This is a genomic window from Streptomyces sp. NBC_00461, assembly GCF_036013935.1.
Lineage (GTDB): Bacteria > Actinomycetota > Actinomycetes > Streptomycetales > Streptomycetaceae > Streptomyces.
In genome coordinates this window covers 1,013,022-1,027,837 of record NZ_CP107902.1, presented here as the reverse complement: position 1 = coordinate 1,027,837, position 14,816 = coordinate 1,013,022, and the positions used below count along the sequence as shown (strand labels likewise).

Genomic DNA, 14,816 nt, shown 5'->3' with positions numbered 1-14,816 from the left:
CGCCGTTCGGGCACCATGATCGTGTGACATACGCGGTGACTGTGGACATGGACCTTCCCAAGGGCGCCCCGGAGCTCGACGTTCTTCAACGGGAGGGCGTCGTCTTCCTGCTGCGCAAGGGCCTCGATTCGATCGCGGCCATCGAGGGACCCGACGGGATGGAAGTCGACCTGGTCGACGACGTCATCGCCGTCCACCCCGGCGGCGCCCTGCTCAAGCTCTTCATCGACGCTCCGGCACTGGAATTCGCCGAGGACGCCGCGCGCGAGGTGGTAGCGGAGCTGCTGGAGCGGACCGAGCCGCTCGCCGACTGGGAGATCACCCGCTGCGGCGTGGACCTGCACCCCGAACTGCTGCAGGAGAGCCTCGACGCGGCCGACGGCCCGGACGCCCCGCCGGCGGACCCCGCGGAACGCGCACGCCGGCACGCCGCCGCCGAGCCCTCCGGCGGCACCGGCCGTGTCGACGAGGCGGCCGACGCCGAGGACATGCGGCGCACGCTCCGCGCCCTCGCGACGAGTCTGCGGGCCTTCCCGATCGAGGCGTTCGGCCACTCCGACGACGAAGAGGAGCGGATCGTGAGCCGTGAGGCGGCGGAAGTGGCCGCCGGCGCTCTCGTGTACGCCATCGATCTTCTGGTCGACGAACTGTTCACGGACCTCGCGGGCCTTGAGGAGGACGGCCCCACAGTCGCCGAGACCGACGCGCCGTTCATGATCCTCGACGAACTGCCCCCGCAGTTCGGGCTGCAGTACACCGTCCTGTTCGTACGCCGTCTGACCGTCACCGCCGTGACCATGACCGGCCGCCTCACCCAGCCGGACTTCGGCAGGCCGAGCTGCCTGGCCGAGGAACTGCTGCTGAAGTTCCTCGTCGCCCAGGCGGAGGCGACAGCCGATCTCTACGAGCTGCTGAGCGACGAGGTCGAGACGGCCCTGCAGGTCTTCGCCGAAGGCGTGTCCGAGGACATGGACCACGAGTGGCTGTACGCCCCGGTCGTGGACGGCAATGGCAACGGCATCGGCAACGGCACCGTCCAGGACTGGTTCATCCCCTTCGACGACGACGAGCGATACGTCCATCCGTACGCCGCGAACGGCGACAGCGCCGACGAGGACCTGGACTGACTCCCGTCACGCCGGGGCGGACCTAGGCTGGTGTCCGTGCACATCAGCTCCCCTTTCACAGAGGACAGCGACCGCGACGACGGACCCGGCGCGGCCGCGGCCCGGATCACCGGCCGTTCGGTGCGCAGCGAGCGCCGGTTGTCCGGTGCACTCGCCGAAGTCGGCCTGGACGGCGGGCAGTCCGTGATCGTCAAGCGGGCGGACGCGGCCGGCGCGGTACAGGCCGAGGCGGCGGGACTGCGCTGGCTGACCGATGCCGGCACGGTCGCCGTTCCGAACGTCCATGGGCACGACGCGCGTTGGCTGGTGACGGACCTGGTTCCGCCGGGCAGGCCCGCGGCCGGCTCGGCGGTACGGTTCGGGCGTGGACTGGCCGCTCTGCATGCCGCGGGCGCACCGGCGTTCGGCGCGCCACCGCCCGGTGGCCCGGTCGAGGCGTACATCGGGCTCGCCCCGATGCGCAATGTTCCCGGCGCCGACTGGCCGCACTGGTACGCCGAGCAGCGTGTGCTGCCGTATCTGCGCGGTGCGGTCGACCGGGGCACGATCCGCCCCGCCGAGACGGCCGTGGTCGAGCGGGTGTGTGAGCGGCTGCCCGAACTGGCGGGGCCCGCCGAACCGCCCGCCCGGCTGCACGGCGACCTGTGGAACGGCAACGTGCTCTGGGGGGACGACGGGGAGGCCTGGCTGATCGACCCGGCCGCGCACGGCGGGCACCGGGAGACCGACCTGGCGATGCTCCACCTCTTCGGCTGTCCGCACCTGGAGCACGTACTCGACGGCTACCAGCGGGTGGCACCCCTCGCGGACGGATGGGCGGACCGGATCGCTCTGCACCAGCTGTTCCCGCTGCTGGTGCATGCCGTGCTCTTCGGCCGCGGATTCGCCGAACAGGCCCTCGCGGCGGCCCGAGCGGCCCTGGCGTGAAGTGAGCGGCCCTGTGTGAAGTGAGCGGCGAGGAAAGCGAACGGACTAGTTTCAGAAGGATGGAGAAGGAAGTCCGTTCATGGCCTCGCCTGCGGCAACACTAACAGTCACTCGGGGATCAAGTCGCGCAGGTTTTCGGGGGTGATGACCCGGGAGCCGGGGTGCAGTCCGTCGGGGCGCGCCAGGCCGATGTAGGTGACGGGGCCGGCCGGGACCGTTTCGCCGTCCCACAGCGTCACCGTCGCTCCGCGGTCTCCACCGGTCATCAGGTCGGTGACGTAGCGGACCGTGAGGTGCTTGCGCTCGACGATGCCGCGCAGCAGCGTCGCCACCGTCACGCGGTTCCCCTCGATCCGGTTGGCCGACGGGGTGCCCCTGAGATACAGGTGCAGCCACTTGGCGGTCCAACTCCCGTCCTGGTCACGCCGGAACGCCAGGGGCAGCGCGACCCGACCGGGCCCGCGCAGGTCCGACTTCATCCGCACCGTGGCAGGCTCGAACGGCCGGCCCTGCTGCTCGGTCTCGCGCAGCATGAAGCCGAAGAAGGACTCCTCGACCTCCTCGAAGCCCTCGCCCGAGAAGATGTTGACCTGCGGCACGACATAGGTGCCCCGTACCGCTCCGAGGCGCAGGTTGATGAACTCCGACGCGCCGTCGGGCGCGTCGGTGATGTCGCCGGAGTGCTCGCCCTCCAGCTGGGTGAGCGCCGTGTAGGACAGCCAGGCGAGGGTCTGGTACCGGTCGTCCAGCAGCACCGCCGACAGGTCGAAGTCCGTGCGCTGCAGCGTCTGCTTCCAGTACACGAAGAAGCGCAGCAGCTCGCCCTCGACGGGGGAGACGGAGCCGCGGGGCAGTACCCCGAGGCCCGCCGCGGTCGCCTTGCCGCTCAGCGGAAGCGCGACGTCGAGGACGTCCGGATCGACCAACAGGCACTCCGGAGACGGGAGTCGGCGGCCGATCTCGGCATCGAGCGCGGCGATCAGGCGCCGCCGCTGCGGCGGCAGCACGGGCGGCCGCTCGTCCTCGGTGACCCAGGCGCGGCCGAGACGGTTGACGAAGACACGGCGCTCGCCGGTCGCCTCGGCGCGGTTGTGGAAGTGCTCGCGCACCGACAGCACGACCCGCCCCGACACCTCGTGGGCGACCTCCTCGGCAGCCGTCACCACGCAATCGCGCTCGTCCTCCGTCAGCGCCATGCGCAGCAGCCGGTCCAGGGAGCGGAACAGCTTGCCCGGTGCGGACGTGAGCAGTCGCGTCGCACCCGTGACGTCGTGCATGGCGAGCAGTTCCTCGACGCGGCTGTCGAAGGACCGGGCCTTCTTCTCGCCGCGGGCGACGGCGAACACCTCGGCGGCGTACGGCCACTGAGGGTACTCGTGCGGGTGCAGGCGCTCACCGAGCCGCTTCCACTCCTCGCGCCGCGCGGACACGTCCGCGAGCTTGGCGGGGGCCGCCGCGACGACGGAGTCCAGACCCGCGAGCAGGGCGCGCCGCACCGGCCGGGACAAGCCCCTGAACCGGGTGGGTGCCTGGAGGGTCACGTCACCGTCCGACAGGGCGCAGGCCAGCCGCAGCACGTCGGTGACGGTGTCCAGGAGGAGACCGGCGCCGGCCTTCAGACGGGCCTCGTTGACGACGGCACGGTTCTCCCGGATCAAGATCGCGTCGGGCTGCGGGCCGTCCACGCAGTGCCCGGCGAGGGTCCGCAGGTCGTTCAGGTCGTCCTCGCCCAGCGGGGTGCTGCTGCCCGCCAGCGCCAGATACAGAGCGGCGATCTCGTCGTCCGCCTTGCCACCCGAGTGCAGCACGGTCATGCGGTCGCCCGCCGCGGCGATCAACTCGCCGTGGGCGGCGAGCATGTCGGCGTACGTGTGCCGGTAGGTGCCGTAGGAAGGGAGCGTGAGCAGGTCCAGCACACCGCTCTCCAACTGGTCGAGCGTGCCCGCGCGCGTGTTGTCGTCGGCCAGCGCCTCGCTGATGCACCGCATCCAGAAGTCGAACGTGTCGGGCACGTTGACCGGGAAGTCGATGAAGTAGACGTTGTGCCGGACGTGGTCGCCGACCACTTCGCGGACCGTGCGCAGCGTGCGCACGGCGGTGTCGACGACCGTGCCCTCGGACAGTCCCGACAGATGCTCCAGCAGCGGAGCCGAGAGCTTGAAGCCCACGGACATCAGCACGGCGTCGAACTGCCGCGCCGCGACGTCCCCTTGACCGGTCGGCCCGGTCGGCAGGGGGATGCGGTGGGTGTGCCGGATGACCAGCGATTCCAGAGGGTGGGACATCCCGGAATGGTCGCAGAGCCCGGCCGGTCGACGCATGCGGATTATCGGCGGACCACAGGCCGGAGCTTCTTCGAGGCGAGTGCCGCCCGCGCGGGCGCGAACAAGTACCGGCCCGCACGGCTACCAGCCCCGTGCGGCCTCCAGCAGGTGGTCGCGGACCAGGGTTACGTGCGGGTTGGCGAAGGCGCCGGGGCGCTGGACGAGGAAGGCGGTGTTGATCGGCGGGTCGTCCGGATCGTGCAGCAGGACCAGGGCGCCCGAGGCCAGCTCACCGGTGCACAGATAGCGGGGAAGCACCGTGAAGCCCGTACCACCGACGACCGCCGCCTTGACCGCGTTCAGGTCGGGCATCGTGACCGCCGGCTGACGGACGAGACGCCTGCCGAAGACATGGCGCCAGTAGCGGCGGACGATGGGCAGGTCCTCGGCGTAGGCGACCAGAGCGACGCCGTGGAGCGCGGCGGGCCCGGCCGCAGCGATCCCCGCCGGCCCACCCACGTGCTCCGCCCAGGCGGGGGAGGCGACGAGCACGAACTCCTCGTCCGCGAGAGGCACGGAGGCCAGGGTGCGGCCCCGCGGCCGAAACGTCGCGATCACCAGGTCGTGGCGGCCGGCCCGCAGATCGTCGAGGAGCGGCTCGGTCAGGCCGGGGGTGATACGCAGTCGTACGCCCACCTCCACCAGGGGCGCGAGGCCGGGCAGGACCGAACGCGTCAGCAGCTCGTGCGGACCGGCCAGATGCACCGGCTCCGGGGCGTGGTCGTCGGCCGCCCCACCCGCGCCCGCGATCGCGGCGAGCGAATCCAGCGGCTGCACGATCCGGGAGGCCAGTTCGTCCGCGTACGGAGAGGGAGAGACCCCGCGTGCCTGACGCTGGAACAGCTCCCGGCCCAACTGCCGCTCCAGGGCGCGCACCTGTGTCGTCACCGTCGGCTGGGACAGCCCGAGCAGGCGCGCCGCGGCCGTGAAGGAACCGGTGCGGTAGACAGCGAGGAACGTGCGGAGCAGGTTGAGATCCATCGCAGAGCCGCCTCCGACCTGGGGCCTCTCCTCCCGATCATTGGTTTCGCTATACCTCATATCGACGAGCCTATTGGATTCCAATGGCAGCGCGGACTTACCGTCGGGTCCCAAGAAGCATCCGCCGCCCCCTCGGAGACCCACACCATGTCGAAGATCCTTTTCGTGCTGACCGGCGCCGACCACTGGACCCTGGCCGACGGCACCCTGCACCCCACCGGATTCTGGGCCGAGGAGGCCGTCGCCCCGTACGAGGCGTTCAAGGCCGCCGGCCATGAGATCGTCGTCGCCACCCCTGGCGGTGTCGTGCCGACGGTGGACAAGGCGAGCCTTGCGTCCGAGTACAACGGCGGTCAGGAGAACGCGGACCGGGTCGCGGGCGTGCTCGCCGCGGCGACCGAGCTGCAGCATCCCGTACGCCTGGAGGACGTGGACCTCGACGACTACGCGGCCGTGTACTACCCCGGCGGCCACGGCCCGATGGAGGACCTGGCGGTCGACGCCGACTCCGGCAGGCTGCTCACCCTTGCCCTGCGATCCGGCAAGCCGCTCGGCGTGGTCTGCCACGGCCCGGCCGCACTGCTCGCGGCCGAGCAGGACGGCGTCAACGCCTTCGCCGGATATCGGGTGGCCGCGTTCACCAACGACGAGGAGACCCAGTCCGGCTTCGCCGACAAGGCCAAGTGGCTGCTGCAGGACCGGCTGACCGAGGCCGGCGTACAGGTCCAGGTGGGCGAGCCGTGGGCGCCGAAGATCGTCGTCGACCGCAACCTCGTCACCGGCCAGAACCCGGCATCCTCCGCCCCGCTCGCCATCGAGCTGCTCGCGAAGCTGGACTGAATCGCAGAAGCAGGAGGGAAAACGACATCTCCGATGCCGAGGATGGACCTCTCAGGGTGACCTCTCAAGGTGTTGGCAGGTCCACCGTCGGGCGGGTGTGCAGGCCCATGCCGGGAAACCTACGGCCCTCGTAGCGTCATGGGTATGGCTGACAACGAGAACTTCACCGGCAGGCGGCACGTGATGCGGGTCACGGCAGGGATCGGGGGTGCCGCGCTCGCCGCCGGCCTCGGTGCGCCGAACGCGAGCGCGGCGGACGCGGACGGCCTCGGGTCCCGTCGCCGTAATGCCGTACGCACCTATGTCCTGGTCCACGGCACGCACAGCGCAGGTGCCTTCTGGACGGCGATCGGCCGGGAACTCGCGCTCCGCGGCCACCGCGTCATCGCCGTCGACCAACCCCTGCACGGCACCGAGAGGTTCATGCCCAAGGCGTACCAGACACAGGACCTGCCTGGCCTGGCCACGGAGGCCTCGCCCGTCGCCGCCCTCACGCTGGACGACTACGAGCGGCGCGTCACCGGCGTCGTACGCCGCGCCGCCCGCCTGGGCGGGCCCGTGGTGCTGGTAGGGCACAGCATGGGAGGCGTCTCGGTCAGCAGGGTCGGCAACGCCGTGCCCGAACTCCTCGCGCACATCTGCTACATGGCCGCGTTGTGCCCGAGCCGGAGCATGCCCTCCCTGAATGCCTGCGCCGCCTCGCCCGAAGGACAGCGCGCCATCACTCCGCTGGACCAACTCGTCGGAGACCCCGAGAAGTTGGGCGTGCTGCGCCTCAACTGGCGTACCTCTGACCGCCGGGACCTCGCGGTGTTCAAGGAGATGATCTGCGCCGACTACTCGGATCTCGCGTTCCTGCGGGTGCTGGAGGGCATGCAGACGGACGAGTCGATGACCGCCTACGACGGCCGGGCCGTGGGCAGGGCGGAGACGTGGGGCCGGATCCCTCGCACCTATCTGCGCTTCGGCAAGGACAGGACCGTCGCCACCCAGCTCCAGGACCGCATGATCGCGGAGGCCGACGCCCTCACCCCGGACAACCGCTTCACCGTCCGCAGCATCCCCGACGCGGGACACCTGGGCCCCGAGGACCCCACCCGTGTGACCGACATGCTGCATGGCCTGCGGTTGTAACCGCGCGGGCGCCCGGGCACGCCGAGGTGTTCACTGGACGTTCAGCCGAGCGACCGTTTGTTCGGTTCCCAGTGAGCACACTCGATTCATGGCGACTGCACAAGCAACCGACAAGAATCCCGGCGAGCTGAAAGACGTCCCCGGCTGGTTTCCGCCGCTGGACCAGACCCTGTTCACCTGGTTCCTCGAACGGCAGGAGACACGCGGCTTCGGGGGCGACCTGGTGGAGCTCGGCGCCTACCTGGGCAAGAGTGCGATCCTGCTCGGCCACCACCGGCAGGACGGCGAGGAGTTCACGGTCTGCGACCTGTTCGGGGGCGAGGCACCGGACGGGGCCAACCGCGCCGAGACGGCGAAGTCGTACTCCTCGCTCACCCGGCAGGCCTTCGAACGCAACTACCTGGCCTTCCATGACAACCTGCCCACGGTGATCGAGGCGCCCACCTCCGTGATCTCCAAGGAGGTCGGCGCGGACAGCTGCCGCTTCGTCCACATAGACGCCTCGCACCTGTACGAACACGTCCACGACGACATAGGCGCGGCCCGCGACCTGCTGCTCCCCGACGGCATCGTCGTCCTCGACGACTTCCGCTCCGAGCACACTCCCGGTGTCTCGGTCGCCACCTGGGAGGCGGTGCTCAACCGCGGACTGCGTCCCATCTGCCTGAGCACCCAGAAGCTGTACGGCACCTGGGGCGACCCGGAGCCCGTCCAGGAAGAGCTGCTGACGATGCTGAGGGACCGTACGGACGTCGGTCTGAGCATCCAGGAGGCGGCGGGCCACCGCCTTGTCCGTACCCGCGCGCACAAGGGGATGCAGTCGCCGCCCTTCCCGCACTCCCGGTACCACACGGGGCCCGAGCGGCCGAAGCCCTCGACGCCGGCCGCCCATGCTCCCGCTGCCACGCCCCGCCGACCGCGATCCCGGGCCCGCCGCATCGGCGTGGACCTGCTGCCCCCGATCGTCACCCGGGCGCTACGACGGGCTCTCGCGTCCGACGCTCAGGGCGCCCCCGGGCGGGCGGCAGCCCCTGGGCGCGCGACACGCTGAGGGGCAGCGTGGCAGGCGTCGGTCGCCGGTGAGGCCGTTGGCGCAGTAGCCCCAGAGACGAAGGAGAAGCCCCGACAGTCGTGCCGGTACGCGCTACTCGACCAGACTCTGGGTGCCGACCACCGAGAGCAGCTCCAGCTTCTCGGCGGCCTCGGTACCCGGTTCTGCCGAGTAGACGATGATGTGCAGGTCGTTGTTCTCCACGCGGAGTGTGTCGCAGTCCAGCGTGATCAGACCCACCTGCGGATGCTCGACCTGCTTGCGAGCAGCCTCCAGCCGGCCGACGACACCCGACTCCCACAACTCGGCGAACCGCTCGCTCTTGGCGAGCAACTCCGCGATCAGGCGCCGCAGTTGACGATCGGCCGGATACCTGGCGGCGGTCGTCCGCAGCTCGGAGACCATGCCGACCTGGAAGGCACGCCATTCGTCCGGGGTGTGCCGCACCCGGGTCGGCCAACCGAGGAAGTTGCGCCACACGCCGTTGCGTTCGAAACCGCGCAGACCGGACGGGTCACCCATCAGCGCCCCGTACAACGGGTTGGCCACCAGCAGCGTCATCGCCGCGTCGGACACCGCGACGGGCGTGTCCACCAGCCGGTCCAGCAGCCGCTGGACGCTGGGCGTGATGTGCCCGGGCACCATCTCGGGACCCGGCGGCACCAGCTCCGCCAGCCCGTACAGATACGCCCGCTCGTCCCCCGACAGCCGCAGCGCTCGCGCCAGCGCCTCGAGGACCTGCCCGGAGGGGTTGGTCGCCCGGCCCTGTTCGAGGCGCGTGATGTAGTCGACCGAGATCCCGGCCAGCAGGGCCAGCTCCTCGCGCCGCAGACCGGCCGTGCGCCGGTGGCCGCCGGTGGGCAGCCCCGCCGCCTCCGGGGGGACCCGGTCGCGCCAGCGCCGCAGCGCCTGTCCGAGTTCCGTCGCCGTCATCCCCCCAGTGAACACCGTGGGCCGTGCCCGTGCCTGGTACCCGCAGTCCCAGGAAGAAGGGTCTCCTGGCTGATGGTGCCGCCGCGCCGCAGCCTGGACGCATGACGACAACACTGATCACCGGAGCCAACAAGGGCATCGGCCACGAGACCGCCCGCCGACTCGTCGCCGCAGGCCACACGGTCTACGTGGGGGCCCGTGACGCCGAGCGCGGCCGCCGGGCCGCCGAGCGGCTGGGTGCGCGCTTCGTCCTCCTCGACGTCACCGACGACGCCACGGTCGAGGCCGCAGCCAAGACCGTCGAGGCCGACGGCGGCCTCGACGTACTGATCAACAACGCCGGCATCGAGACCAGGGGCGAGGGCAACAGCGTGCCCACGGCCGAGACCGTGACCGCCGACCAGATGCGGAACACCTTCGAGACGAACGTCTTCGGCGTCATCCGCGTCACCCAAGCCTTCCTGCCCCTGCTGCGGCGCTCGGCCGCACCGGTCGTGGTCAACGTCAGCAGCGGCCTGGCCTCGCTGACCCACCTCTCCGACCCGGAACACCCCGCGCACTTCTACCCGGGCATCGCCTATCCGACGTCCAAGACCGCGGTGAACATGATCACCGTGCAGTTCGCGAAGGCGTTCCCGGACATGCGCATCAACGCCGTCGAGCCCGGCTTCACGAAGACCGACCTGAACGGCAACACGGGTACCCAGACCGTCGAGCAGGCCGCCGAGATCATCGTGCGCATGGCGCAGGTCGCACCCGACGGCCCGACCGGCGGCTTCTTCGACGCGGGTGGTCCGCTGCCCTGGTGAGCCAGAGCTGAGCAGGCCGGGCGCACCTGCCGACCGAGTTGAAAGCCGCCGGAGATGCCGTTGGCGAAGTACAGCTGCGGGGCGACGGACTTGCCGGTCTGGCCGACCTGGTCGGCGCGCGGGTACCAGCCCGCGTCCACCGCGGCCCGCGAGGCGCCCACGGCCGCAGGAGACCACGGTCTCTGACAGGCATGTGGGGCATCACTTGCCGCTGCGCCGCAGCCGCACGCGATACGAGTAGTGCTCGGGCAGGAAGTGACTGATGGCCAGCTCGACGAGCTGTCCGCCCACGGTCTGGTACACGCGGTCGATGCGCAGCACTGCCCGGCCGGGTTCGCAGCCGAGGTGCCTCGCGATCTCGGGGGTTGCCTCGGCGACGGTGATGCTCTGTTCCGCCTCGGCGATCGGTTCGGGCAGCCGTTGGTCGAGCAGCCCGATGACGGTGAAGGCGTTGGGGGAGCCCGGCAGGGTCAACTCCTCCACCGTCTCAAGCAGTTGGCCCACGGCGGGCGGCAGCCAGACGGAGGTGTGGCAGAACGCCACGTCGTCGTGCAGCCGGAGGAAGGCCAGCTTGTGCACCCGGTCGGTGTTGAGGCCGAGTCGCCCCGCCGCGTCGACGTCGACCCTCCGACGCAGGGGCGTGACCACGTCCATACGGGTGTCGATGGACAGGCCCATCAGATCGTCCACCGAGCCGAACTGCCGCAGGTACTGCTCCTCGCGGGGTGTGGCGAACGTCCCGCGTCCCGGTACCCGGTAGACCAGCCCCTCGGTGACGAGGTCCTGGAACGCCCGGCGCACGGTCTGCCGGCTCACCCCGTACGTCTCGGCGAGCTCCGCCTCCGTGGGCAGCCGGACGCCGTCGGGATAGTCGTGCCGCAGGATCGCCGTCCGCAGTTCCCGGGCGAGCCGGACGTATGTGCTCTCCCGCTGCGGCTGCTCAGGCATCGAGACCGCCTCGGGCCACCAACTGTGCCGCGATCACGTTCCGTTGGATCTCGTTCGTACCCTCGCCGACGATCATCAGCGGTGCGTCCCGGAAGTACCGCTCCACGTCGAACTCCGTCGAATAGCCGTAACCGCCGTGAATCCGCACGGCGTTGAGCGCGATCTCCATCGCCGTCTCGGACGCGAACAGTTTGGCCATGCCCGCCTCCATGTCGACCCGGCGCCCGGCGTCGGCCTCACGGGCCGCGTACAGGGTCAGTTGCCGTGCCGCCGTGAGCTTGGTGGCCATGTCGGCGAGGTAGTTGCCGACGGACTGGTGCCGCCAGATCGGTTTGCCGAACGACTCCCGCTGCTGTGCGTAGCGCAGCGAGTCCTCCAGGGCCGCCCGGCCCACACCGAGCGCCCGGGCGGCGACCTGGAGCCGCCCGGTCTCCAGTCCCTTCATCATCTGCGCGAAGCCGTGACCCTCCTCGCCGCCGAGCAGCGCGTCGACCGGCACGCGGTGGTCCTCAAAGGCCAACTCGCAGCTCTCGACGCCCTTGTAGCCGAGTTTGGGCAGGTCGCGGGAGACGACCAGACCGGGGCCGTGCTCCGCCAGCAGGATGGAGATGCCCCGGTGGCGCGGGTCGGCGGCCGGGTCGGTCTTGCACAGCAGCGCGATCAGGCCGGAGCGGCGGGAGTTGGTGATCCAGGTCTTCGCCCCGTTGACCACGTACGCGTCACCCTCGCGGCGCGCGACCGTGGTCATCGCCTGCAGGTCACTGCCGCCGCCGGGCTCGGTGAGCGCCATCGTGGCACGCACCGAGCCGGTCGCCATCCTCGGCAGATGGCGCTGCTTCTGCTCCTGGGTGCCGTACAGCAGCAGGAGTCTGGCGACGACGGTGTGCCCGCCCATCGCCCCTGCCAGGCTCATCCAGCCCCGTGCGAGTTCCTCGGTGACCAGTACGAAGCACGGTGTGGAAACCGGGTTGCCGCCGTACTCCTCGGGGATCGCCAGTCCATAGATGCCGAGTTCCTTCATCCGCTCGATGAGGCTCTCGGGGTAGGTGTCGGAGTGCTCCAGCTCCTGGACGACGGGTTTGACGTCCTTGTCGACGAACTCGCGCACGGTGCGCACGACGAGCCGCTCGTCGTCGGGCAGGAGGTCCAGTGCGCTCATCGGAAGGCTCTCCACTTCGTCGTGGTCAGATGACGGCGTCGGCACGCAGCGCCTCGATGTCGTCGGGGGACAGGCCGAGGCCGGTGAGGATCACGTCCGTGTGCTCGCCCACGTCCGGTACGGGATCCATGCGGGCGGGCAGCCCCGCGAGGTCGGCCGGCGGAAGCAGCGCCTGCACCGTCGCACCGGGCACGGCCACCTCGCGCCAGCGCTCGCGGGCGGCCAGCACCGGGTGGTCCAGGAACGCGGCGACGTCGTTGACCCCTGCGCAGGCGATGCCGATCTCCTCCAGGTCCTCGAGGATCTCCTCGGCGTCCGAGCGGACGATGCGTTCGGCGACGATCGCGTTGACCTCGTCGCGGTGCGCGACACGGTCCGTGCCCGTCGCGAAGCGCGGGTCACCGGTCAGCTCCGGTCGTCCCAGGAAGTTCGCGCAGAGGGTGGCCCACTCGCGCTCGTTCTGGACGGAGAAGAGAACCTGCTTGCCGTCGGCCGTCGTGAAGGCGCCGTACGGGGCGATGGTCGCGTGCTGGGTGCCGAGGCGGGCGGGCTGACTGCCGCCGTACCGCGTGTAGTTCGCGGGCTGGCCCATCCACTCGGCCAGCGCCTCGAACAGGGAGACCTCCACGGGGTGCGCCCGGCCGGTGGTGGCCCGTGTGTACAGGGCGGTGAGCACGCCGGAGTAGGCGTACATCCCGGCGGCGATGTCGGCGACGGAGATCCCCACGCGGGCGGTCCCGTCCGGGGTGCCGGTGAGGGAGACCAGGCCGGTCTGGCACTGCACCAGCAGGTCGTAGGACTTGCGGTCGGCCCACGGCCCGGTCGTGCCGTATCCGGAGATCGTGCACGGGATCAGCCGCGGGTGGCGCTCGGTGAGCGCGTCGACGCCGAGGCCCAGGCGGTCGGCGGCTCCCGGCGCCAGATTCTGTACGAACACGTCGGCGCCGGCGAGGAGTTGGTCCAGGATGTCCCGGCCGCGCGGGTCCTTGAGGTCCAGGGTGAGGGATTCCTTGGAGCGGTTGAGCCAGACGAAATAGCTGGAGTGGCCGTGCACGCTCGTGTCGTAGCGGCGCGCGAAGTCGCCCTCGCCGGGCCGCTCCACCTTGATCACCCGGGCGCCGAGATCGGCGAGCTGCCGGGTGGCGTACGGAGCGGCAACGGCCTGTTCCAGGCTGACCACCGTGATGCCGGACAGGGGGAGCTGATGCACCGTCATGCCTCCTGGTCCTCGTACGGGAAGTGCTTGCGCAGAAGTTCGGCCGCACCGGCCCAGGTCAGTCCGTCGAGCAGTGCCGGTACGTCCGGGCCGCAGGCGGCGGCCTTGGCGCGCAGGTCGGCCTCGGACAGCGGGCGCCCGGGCGCGCCGGGCGGCAGCGCCAGCTCGGTGCGGACCTGGCGGCCGTCGGCGAGGTCGATGCGCAGGGCGACGTGCCCGTCGAGGAGGGAGCCGGTCTCACCGGGCAGCAGGTCGGTCCGGACACGGTCGACGAGTGCCCGTGCGGCCGGCCGTCGCACGGCGTCGTCCGTGAAGCTGTCGAACCCGGGGTAGTCGTCGAGCAGCGCCGCGGCCACCGCGTACGGCAGCGAGAACTTGCCCTCCAGGCCGGTCGCCGGGCGGTCGTGGATGAGGGGGTGGACGGTCCCCGCGGGCGTGCTCACGCCGACGGCGGTGACCTCGCCGCCAAGCCCGGGCCGACCTTCGCCGCGCATCCGGTCGCGCACCTCGCGCAGGGCGGCGATGGGCCGCTGCATGGCGTAGCAGCAGGGGAAGAGCTTGACGGCCAGGCCCCCCGGGACCGCCGGAGCGGCCGGAAGGTCTGTGGCGGGCGTGCCGCCGACCCGCTTCAGCCAGGCATCCAGAACGCGCGGATCGGCGGTGGCGCCCGCGCGTGCCAGCCGGGCGGCCCGTACGCCCGCGTCGGCCGCGAAGCCGACCTGGAGCGACTTGCCGTGCGTACCGAAAGCCTCCTGTCCGCCACCTGCGGCGGGCACGGCGAGCGCGATCGCGGTGGCGAGCCCGGCCGTGTCGAGTCCGAGGGCGAGCCCGGCCGCGACGGCGGCGGCCGGGGCGCCCGCACTGCAGGTCGCGTGCCAGCCGGCCGCGTAGTGGCCCCAGCCGAGCATCGCCCCGAGCCGCGCCATGACTCCCGCGCCGGCGAGATAGGCACGCGCGTCGCCGCCGACCGCGAGCACCGCCGGGACGGTGACCACGGAGATGTGGGTGGTGGTGTCGGTGTGCAGGTCGTCGAAGTCCAGCACGTGTGCCATGGCCGCCCAGCGGGCCGCGTCCGGCAGGGGAGCGATGACGGTGCGCAGGGGGTGCGTACGGGCGGCCAGCGCCACGGCGACGGTGTCGGCCAGGGCCCGCTCCGCGAGCGCCACATCGTCCGGCGTCGCGCGGTACTCGCTGGCCCACTGGGCGAGGGCGAGGGCGGCTGTCAACGGTCCCCCTGGGGTCGTTGCCTGCTCTTCGTACGGCGGACAGGTCCTCTGCGCAGATTTGTACGGCCAAATACAAGATCCTGTCAACGGGACCCAGCTGTGTGACGTGCTTTGTACGCAACAATGCGGCACCTGGCCAGG

13 protein-coding genes and 1 pseudogene are annotated in these 14,816 nt (G+C 71.0%); 6 read left to right on the top strand and 8 right to left on the bottom strand.

From position 1 onward, the window contains the following. Window positions 1-23 precede the first annotated feature (23 nt). Together OG870_RS05005 and OG870_RS05000 are read left to right on the top strand one after the other, a co-directional pair. Window positions 24-1,127 carry a hypothetical protein gene (locus tag OG870_RS05005; protein WP_266845666.1) on the top strand — a complete coding sequence of 368 codons (1,104 nt, stop codon included), beginning with the start codon at window positions 24-26 and terminating at the stop codon, window positions 1,125-1,127. A 42-nt stretch (window positions 1,128-1,169) separates the two neighbouring features. Then, window positions 1,170-2,054 (top strand): fructosamine kinase family protein, encoded by an 885-nt coding sequence (locus OG870_RS05000; RefSeq protein WP_327692292.1) that lies wholly within the window; start codon window positions 1,170-1,172, stop codon window positions 2,052-2,054. A gap of 107 nt (window positions 2,055-2,161) precedes the next feature. Here OG870_RS05000 and OG870_RS04995 read toward each other — a convergent pair whose 3' ends face one another. Next, window positions 2,162-4,339, bottom strand: coding sequence for a hypothetical protein (locus tag OG870_RS04995; protein ID WP_327690653.1), 2,178 nt, complete (start codon window positions 4,337-4,339; stop codon window positions 2,162-2,164). A gap of 120 nt (window positions 4,340-4,459) precedes the next feature. Beyond that, the gene (locus OG870_RS04990) at window positions 4,460-5,359 is read right to left on the bottom strand and encodes a LysR family transcriptional regulator (protein ID WP_266531087.1); all 900 of its coding nucleotides are present in this window, start codon (window positions 5,357-5,359) and stop codon (window positions 4,460-4,462) included. Window positions 5,360-5,506: 147 nt separating this feature from the next. On the opposite strand from OG870_RS04990, the gene OG870_RS04985 reads away from it, so the two are divergent. From OG870_RS04985 to OG870_RS04975, 3 genes are all read left to right on the top strand, one after another. Continuing rightward, on the top strand, window positions 5,507-6,199 hold the full coding sequence (locus OG870_RS04985) for a type 1 glutamine amidotransferase domain-containing protein (RefSeq protein WP_266531085.1): 693 nt from the start codon (window positions 5,507-5,509) through the stop codon (window positions 6,197-6,199). A gap of 144 nt (window positions 6,200-6,343) precedes the next feature. After that, window positions 6,344-7,333, top strand: coding sequence for an alpha/beta hydrolase (locus OG870_RS04980; protein ID WP_266592243.1), 990 nt, complete (start codon window positions 6,344-6,346; stop codon window positions 7,331-7,333). Window positions 7,334-7,421: 88 nt separating this feature from the next. Further along, window positions 7,422-8,384: a class I SAM-dependent methyltransferase gene (locus tag OG870_RS04975; RefSeq protein WP_266592245.1), complete on the top strand. Its 963-nt coding sequence runs from the start codon at window positions 7,422-7,424 to the stop codon at window positions 8,382-8,384. Window positions 8,385-8,477: 93 nt separating this feature from the next. On the opposite strand, the gene OG870_RS04970 is transcribed toward OG870_RS04975, so the two are convergent. Next, window positions 8,478-9,317 carry a helix-turn-helix transcriptional regulator gene (locus OG870_RS04970; protein WP_266592247.1) on the bottom strand — a complete coding sequence of 280 codons (840 nt, stop codon included), beginning with the start codon at window positions 9,315-9,317 and terminating at the stop codon, window positions 8,478-8,480. 101 nt (window positions 9,318-9,418) lie between these two features. Between OG870_RS04970 and OG870_RS04965 the strand changes: the two genes are divergently transcribed. Further along, the gene (locus OG870_RS04965) at window positions 9,419-10,126 is read left to right on the top strand and encodes an SDR family oxidoreductase (RefSeq protein WP_266592249.1); all 708 of its coding nucleotides are present in this window, start codon (window positions 9,419-9,421) and stop codon (window positions 10,124-10,126) included. A gap of 38 nt (window positions 10,127-10,164) precedes the next feature. Here OG870_RS04965 and OG870_RS04960 read toward each other — a convergent pair. From OG870_RS04960 to OG870_RS04940, 5 genes and pseudogenes are all read right to left on the bottom strand, one after another. Beyond that, a pseudogene (locus OG870_RS04960) lies at window positions 10,165-10,293 on the bottom strand (FAD-binding protein); the annotation flags it as partial. A 34-nt stretch (window positions 10,294-10,327) separates the two neighbouring features. Continuing rightward, window positions 10,328-11,074 (bottom strand): GntR family transcriptional regulator, encoded by a 747-nt coding sequence (locus OG870_RS04955; protein WP_266531075.1) that lies wholly within the window; start codon window positions 11,072-11,074, stop codon window positions 10,328-10,330. After that, complete coding sequence (locus OG870_RS04950; protein ID WP_266592251.1) at window positions 11,067-12,233, bottom strand: acyl-CoA dehydrogenase family protein; 1,167 nt, start codon at window positions 12,231-12,233, stop codon at window positions 11,067-11,069. Before OG870_RS04950 ends, OG870_RS04955 begins: the two co-directional genes overlap by 8 nt. Window positions 12,234-12,258: 25 nt before the next feature. Next, the gene (locus OG870_RS04945; protein ID WP_266592253.1) at window positions 12,259-13,449 is read right to left on the bottom strand and encodes a CaiB/BaiF CoA transferase family protein; all 1,191 of its coding nucleotides are present in this window, start codon (window positions 13,447-13,449) and stop codon (window positions 12,259-12,261) included. Further along, window positions 13,446-14,675, bottom strand: a complete 1,230-nt coding sequence (locus OG870_RS04940; RefSeq protein WP_266592255.1) for an MmgE/PrpD family protein — start codon at window positions 14,673-14,675, stop codon at window positions 13,446-13,448. The genes OG870_RS04945 and OG870_RS04940 overlap by 4 nt, the downstream gene beginning before the upstream one ends. Between the last annotated feature and the right edge of the window lie 141 nt (window positions 14,676-14,816).

Coding starts and splice junctions, on each gene's coding strand:
- OG870_RS04995 (WP_327690653.1), bottom strand. CDS start 4,339: ATGTCCCACCCTCTGGAATCGCTGGTCATCCGGCACACCCACCGCATC.
- OG870_RS04990 (WP_266531087.1), bottom strand. CDS start 5,359: ATGGATCTCAACCTGCTCCGCACGTTCCTCGCTGTCTACCGCACCGGT.
- OG870_RS04985 (WP_266531085.1), top strand. CDS start 5,507: ATGTCGAAGATCCTTTTCGTGCTGACCGGCGCCGACCACTGGACCCTG.
- OG870_RS04980 (WP_266592243.1), top strand. CDS start 6,344: ATGGCTGACAACGAGAACTTCACCGGCAGGCGGCACGTGATGCGGGTC.
- OG870_RS04975 (WP_266592245.1), top strand. CDS start 7,422: ATGGCGACTGCACAAGCAACCGACAAGAATCCCGGCGAGCTGAAAGAC.
- OG870_RS04970 (WP_266592247.1), bottom strand. CDS start 9,317: ATGACGGCGACGGAACTCGGACAGGCGCTGCGGCGCTGGCGCGACCGG.
- OG870_RS04965 (WP_266592249.1), top strand. CDS start 9,419: ATGACGACAACACTGATCACCGGAGCCAACAAGGGCATCGGCCACGAG.
- OG870_RS04955 (WP_266531075.1), bottom strand. CDS start 11,074: ATGCCTGAGCAGCCGCAGCGGGAGAGCACATACGTCCGGCTCGCCCGG.
- OG870_RS04950 (WP_266592251.1), bottom strand. CDS start 12,233: ATGAGCGCACTGGACCTCCTGCCCGACGACGAGCGGCTCGTCGTGCGC.
- OG870_RS04945 (WP_266592253.1), bottom strand. CDS start 13,449: ATGACGGTGCATCAGCTCCCCCTGTCCGGCATCACGGTGGTCAGCCTG.